General features: G+C 71.7%; 5 protein-coding genes and 1 pseudogene. 3 read left to right on the top strand and 3 right to left on the bottom strand.

The window, feature by feature from the left end:
* The first annotated feature begins 214 nt into the window (after positions 1 to 214).
* The 3 genes from KS423_RS37875 (at position 215) to KS423_RS37865 (ending at position 3,075) form a co-directional block, all read left to right on the top strand.
* Complete coding sequence (locus KS423_RS37875; protein ID WP_374120105.1) at positions 215 to 1,288, top strand: ParA family protein; 1,074 nt, start codon at positions 215 to 217, stop codon at positions 1,286 to 1,288.
* Complete coding sequence (locus KS423_RS37870) at positions 1,285 to 2,325, top strand: ParB/RepB/Spo0J family partition protein (RefSeq protein WP_224284276.1); 1,041 nt, start codon at positions 1,285 to 1,287, stop codon at positions 2,323 to 2,325. The genes KS423_RS37875 and KS423_RS37870 overlap by 4 nt, the downstream gene beginning before the upstream one ends.
* Before the next feature lie 132 nt (positions 2,326 to 2,457).
* Entirely contained in the window at positions 2,458 to 3,075 is a 618-nt protein-coding gene (locus KS423_RS37865) for a GNAT family N-acetyltransferase (protein ID WP_224284275.1), read from the top strand.
* 78 nt (positions 3,076 to 3,153) lie between these two features.
* Here the strand turns inward: KS423_RS37865 and trxA are convergent, their stop codons facing one another.
* From trxA to KS423_RS37850, 3 genes and pseudogenes are all read right to left on the bottom strand, one after another.
* The gene (gene trxA, locus KS423_RS37860) at positions 3,154 to 3,480 is read right to left on the bottom strand and encodes a thioredoxin (RefSeq protein WP_224284274.1); all 327 of its coding nucleotides are present in this window, start codon (positions 3,478 to 3,480) and stop codon (positions 3,154 to 3,156) included.
* A 129-nt stretch (positions 3,481 to 3,609) separates the two neighbouring features.
* Positions 3,610 to 4,575: a thioredoxin-disulfide reductase gene (gene trxB, locus KS423_RS37855; protein ID WP_224284273.1), complete on the bottom strand. Its 966-nt coding sequence runs from the start codon at positions 4,573 to 4,575 to the stop codon at positions 3,610 to 3,612.
* Between the two features lie 173 nt (positions 4,576 to 4,748).
* Positions 4,749 to 5,147, bottom strand: a pseudogene (locus KS423_RS37850) (hypothetical protein); the annotation flags it as partial.

Here is a 5,147-nt window from a genome sequence, read left to right as displayed (position 1 = left end):
CGGGCGGGCCGCAACGCGAGCGTCCGGACCGGCGAGCGCGGCCGGGGCGGGCGGCGCCGCGGCCGCTGAGCCGGCGTGACGCCGGACACGTACCGAGCACGGGCGGACGGACCTCCTGAACGGGAGGGGCGTCCGCCCGCGGTCGTTCAGGTGACGGCCCGGTCGACAGCGGGACACCGGAGTGTCGCAACGTCAGATTTCCGGCATAGCGGGCATGGTGTTTCACGTGAAACGTCGCTCCTTGCTCTCGGGCATCCTCCGCCGTGACCGGGCGGCGACTGTTGCCGCTCCGGTTTCACGTGAAACACTGACCCCCATGCAGGACTCGGAGACCGTCGACCATATCGATGACACGCCCATCGCACGGGCTGCCCAGGCTGCGGTTCAGGCGATCGGCCGAGCGGGCGCGGGACTGCCCCGGCCCGCCGCCACCCGGGTGATCGTGGTCGCCAACCAGAAGGGTGGGGTGGGCAAGACCACCACCACCGTGAACATGGCCGCCTCGCTCGCCATGCACGGCCTGCGCGTCCTGGTCGTCGACCTCGACCCGCAGGGCAACGCCTCCACCGCGCTCGGTATCGACCACCACGCCGAGGTGCCGTCCATCTACGACGTCCTGGTGGAGGGCAAGCCGCTGGCCGACGTCGTGCAGCCGGTACACGACGTCGAGGGGCTGTTCTGCGTCCCCGCCACCATCGACCTGGCCGGCGCCGAGATCGAGCTGGTCTCCCTGGTGGCTCGGGAGAGCCGGCTCCAGCGCGCCATCGCCGCCTACGAGCAGCCGCTCGACTACATCCTGATCGACTGTCCGCCCTCGCTGGGCCTGCTGACGGTCAACGCCCTGGTCGCCGGCAGGGAGGTGATGATCCCGATCCAGTGCGAGTACTACGCGTTGGAGGGCCTCGGTCAGCTGCTGCGCAACGTCGAGCTGGTGCGCGCGCACCTCAACCCCGCACTGCACGTGTCGACCATCCTGCTCACCATGTACGACGCCCGGACCAGGCTGGCCGCCCAGGTCGCCGAGGAGGTCCGGACCCACTTCCAGCAAGAGGTGCTGAGCACGGCGATCCCCCGCTCGGTGCGCATCTCGGAGGCGCCCAGCTACGGGCAGACGGTGCTCACCTACGACCCGGGCTCGACCGGGGCGCTCTCCTACCTGGAGGCCGCCCGCGAGCTCGCGCTGCGTGCGGTGGGCCAGGGCGGTTCACTGGTGGGTCAGCAGCGGGACGGTCATCAGGGGCACGGCGCCCCGGTGGCACAGTACGGCACGACGGAGGGTCATCAGTGAGTGCTCGCAGGGTTGGTCTGGGCCGAGGGCTGGAGGCGCTGATCCGCCCCGCCGCGCCGGTGGACGGCGAGGCGGAGGCGAAGTCCGCGGCAGCCGCGCCTGCACCGGCCTCGGTGACGCCGCTGCCGGTCGGCCGCGGCACGGTGGCGGCCCGGGCGGCCGCGGAGAAGCAGGCGGAGCAGGCACAGCCGGCCGGTGCCTACTTCGCCGAGCTGCCGCTGGACGCGATCACCCCCAACCCGCGCCAGCCGCGTGAGGTCTTCGACGAGGACAAGCTGGCCGAGCTGGTCACCTCCATCAAGGAGGTCGGTCTGCTCCAGCCGATCGTGGTGCGCCAGGTCGGTGCCGACAGCTTCGAGCTGATCATGGGCGAACGCCGCTGGCGAGCCTCCCGGGAGGCCGGGCTGGAGCGGATTCCGGCGATCGTCCGGGCCACCGAGGACGACAAGCTGCTGCTGGACGCCCTTCTGGAGAACCTGCACCGCGCCGAGCTGAACCCGGTGGAGGAAGCCGCCGCGTACGACCAGCTGCTGCGGGACTTCTCGTGCACCCACGAGGAGCTGGCCGACCGGATCGGCCGCTCGCGCACGCACGTCTCCAACACCCTGCGGCTGATGAAGCTCCCGCCGTCCGTTCAGCTCCGGCTGGTGGCCGGGACGCTGATGGCCGGGCACGCCCGGGCGCTGCTCGGACTGTCGGACCCCGAGCAGCAGGAGCGGCTGGCCGCGCGGGTCAACGCCGAGGGCCTCACGGTGCGCAACGTCGAGGAGATCGTCGTGCTGATGCGCTCGGAGGAACCGGAGAAGTCGAAGCGCCAGGCGCCGAAGGCGGGCAAGCTGAACTCCCCGGCGTTCAACGACCTGGCGAGCCGGCTGTCCGACCGCTTCGACACCCGGGTCAAGGTCGAGGTGTCGCAGCGCGGCGGCAAGCTGGGCAAGGGCAAGGTGGTGCTGGAGTTCGGCTCGGTGGAGGACCTGAACCGGATCCTGGACAGCATGGCCCCGGGTGAGGACGGTCTGCGGCTGTCGCAGGGCTGAGCCGGACCGGCCGGCCGAGGGCAACGACCCGATGGGTGCGTGTTCCACGTGAGCGCTGTTTCACGTGAAACATGCACCCATCGGCGTTCGTGGGGGAATGCTCGACCGTGAAAGGGAGGAGGAGGTGCGGCCATGGGACGCCGGATCGCTCCGCTGACGCTGGACAACCTCGGGGACCTGCCGACCGGCTGCCGATCCTGCGTGTTCTGGGAGCTGGACCCGGTCAGCGGGAAGCAGGCGGTCGAGTCGGGCAAGCCGGAACTGGAGAAGGAGGGGTGGATCTCCACGGTGCTGCTGGAGTGGGGCTCCTGCGGCCGGATCGTCTACGTGGACGACCGGCCCGCCGGGTTCGTGTTGTACGCGCCGCCCGCCTACGTCCCCCGCTCACAGTCCTTCCCGACCAGCCCGGTCTCGCCGGACGCCGTTCAGCTGATGGTCAGCCGGGTGCTGCCGGGCTACCAGCGCCAGGGGCTCGGCCGGGTGCTGGTGCAGGCCGTGGCCAAGGACCTGATCGGGCGCGGGGTGCGGGCGATCGAGGCCTTCGGCTCGGCCGGGCGGGTGCCGACCAGCTGCGTGCTGCCGGCCGACCACCTGCTCGCGGTCGGCTTCAAGACCGTCCGCCCGCACCAGCGCTACCCGCGGCTGCGGCTGGAGGCGCGGACCACGCTCTCCTGGCGGGGCGACGTGGAGGGGGCGCTGGAGCGGCTGCTGGGCGGCGGGCGCAAGGAGCCCGCGCTACGGCCGTTCTAGGGGTGGCCCGGAAGACGACGGCGGCGGGGCTCCCCATCGAGGGGAGCCCCGCCGCCGTGCGGTCGATGACCGGAAGACCTAGATGAACTCGGCCAGCTCGCGCAGCAGCGCGGCCTTCGGACGGGCACCGGTGATGGACTTCACCGGCTCGCCGCCCTTGTAGACGATCAGGGTCGGGATCGAGATGACGCCGTACTGGGCCGCGGTCGCCTGGTTGGCGTCCACGTCGAGCTTGGCGATGGTCAGCTTGTCGCTGTGCTCGGCCGCGATCTCGTCCAGGATCGGGGCGACCTGGCGGCACGGGCCGCACCAGGTGGCCCAGAAGTCGACCAGTACGGGCTTCTCGCTCTCCAGGACGTCGGCCTGGAAGGTCGCGTCGGTGACTGTGGTGGTGGCGCCGGCCACGGGAACTCCTCGGGTTCGGACGGAGGGGGCTGCTGCCAGGAGAACAACGGGCGGGTCCGTTCTGTTTCTGCCCGGCCGGGGCGGGGGTGTTCCACGTGGAACACCCCCGCAGGTGGATCGGGGAGGGGCTCAGACCGCGACGGCGGCGGCCTTGGCCTCCAGGTCGTCCAGCGCCGCCAGGTAGCGCTCGGCGTCCAGGGCGGAGGAGCAGCCGGTGCCGGCGGCGGTGATGGCCTGGCGGTAGGTGTGGTCGACGACGTCGCCGGCGCCGAACACGCCCGGGATGTTGGTCCGGGTGGAGGGGGCCTCGACCTTGAGGTAGCCCTCGGCGTCCAGGTCCAGCTGGCCCTTGAAGAGTTCGGTGCGCGGGTCGTGGCCGATCGCGATGAACAGGCCGGTGACGGCCAGCTCGCGGGTCTCGCCGGTGGTGGTGTCGCGCAGGGTGACGCCGCTCAGCTTCGGGTCGCCGTGGATGGCCTCGACCGCGCTGTCCCACTCGAAGCGGATCTTCGGGTCGGCGAAGGCACGCTCCTGCATCGCCTTGGAGGCGCGCAGGGTGTCCCGGCGGTGGATGATCGTGACGCTCCTGGCGAAGCGGGAGAGGAAGGTCGCCTCCTCCAGGGCGGTGTCGCCGCCGCCGACCACCGCGATGTCCTGGTCGCGGAAGAAGAAGCCGTCGCAGGTGGCGCACCAGGAGACGCCACGGCCGGAGAGCTTGTCCTCGTTCGGCAGGCCGAGCTTGCGGTGCTGGGAGCCGGTGGTGACGATCACGGCGCGCGCCTTGTGCACGTTGCCCTCGGAGTCGGTGACGGTCTTGATGTCACCGGTGAGGTCGACCGCGACGATGTCGTCGGGGATCAGCTCGGCGCCGAAGCGCTCGGCCTGGGCCCGCATGTTGTCCATCAGCTCGGGGCCCATGATGCCGTCCCGGAAACCCGGGAAGTTCTCGACCTCGGTGGTGTTCATCAGCGCACCACCGGCGGTGACGGCCCCCTCGAAGACCAGCGGCTTGAGGGAGGCACGGGCCGTGTAGAGCGCAGCCGTGTACCCGGCCGGGCCGGAACCGATGATGATCACGTTACGGACGTCGCTCACTGCTTCTCCTGGTTCGCATCGCGACCCGCGTTTGCTGCGGGGAGGGCGGTCCTGCTCCGCCGCCCGGGACAACGACTGACCAGTGTCTCGCATTCCCAGGCGGATCAGTACCAGGCGCCCGAAGTCCGGAAGCGGCGTGGCGCAGTTGGCGTGGATCGCATGGGAACCGTCGGTCAGCGGCTGGGAACGGCTTGGTGCAGGAGGACCGGACCGCAGCCGGTGGAGCGCAGGTAGACGTCGACGAAGCCGGGCCGGCCGGGCAGCGGGTAGACCAGGACGTCGACCGGCGCGCCGCGGTAGCTGCCCCGGTCGGTGGCCAGCGGGCTGCCGGTGGCGGGGTCCGGGCAGCCCGAGTCGGCGGGGGAGCCGGGCTCCGGTCGGGCACCGTCGGCGGGCAGGGCGCCCTCGGACGTGGCGGGCCCGGTGGCCCGCAGCCCCGGGACGTTCTCCGAGCGGGCCAGCAACTGCTGGACCTGGGTGGCGATTTCGTCCTCGCGGTAGTCGGTGCCGGCGCCCGCCGCGTGCGGGGTGCGGGCGCCGTGGTCGTCGGCGGTCGGGGCCCCGCCCGCGGT

It is taken from the genome of Streptomyces sp. LS1784 (assembly GCF_020103755.1).
Taxonomy (GTDB): domain Bacteria; phylum Actinomycetota; class Actinomycetes; order Streptomycetales; family Streptomycetaceae; genus Kitasatospora.
Note: the sequence above shows the minus strand (reverse complement) of the source record. Positions and strands in the feature narration are given on the sequence as shown.

Coding starts and splice junctions, on each gene's coding strand:
- KS423_RS37875 (WP_374120105.1), top strand. CDS start 215: ATGGTGTTTCACGTGAAACGTCGCTCCTTGCTCTCGGGCATCCTCCGC.
- KS423_RS37865 (WP_224284275.1), top strand. CDS start 2,458: ATGGGACGCCGGATCGCTCCGCTGACGCTGGACAACCTCGGGGACCTG.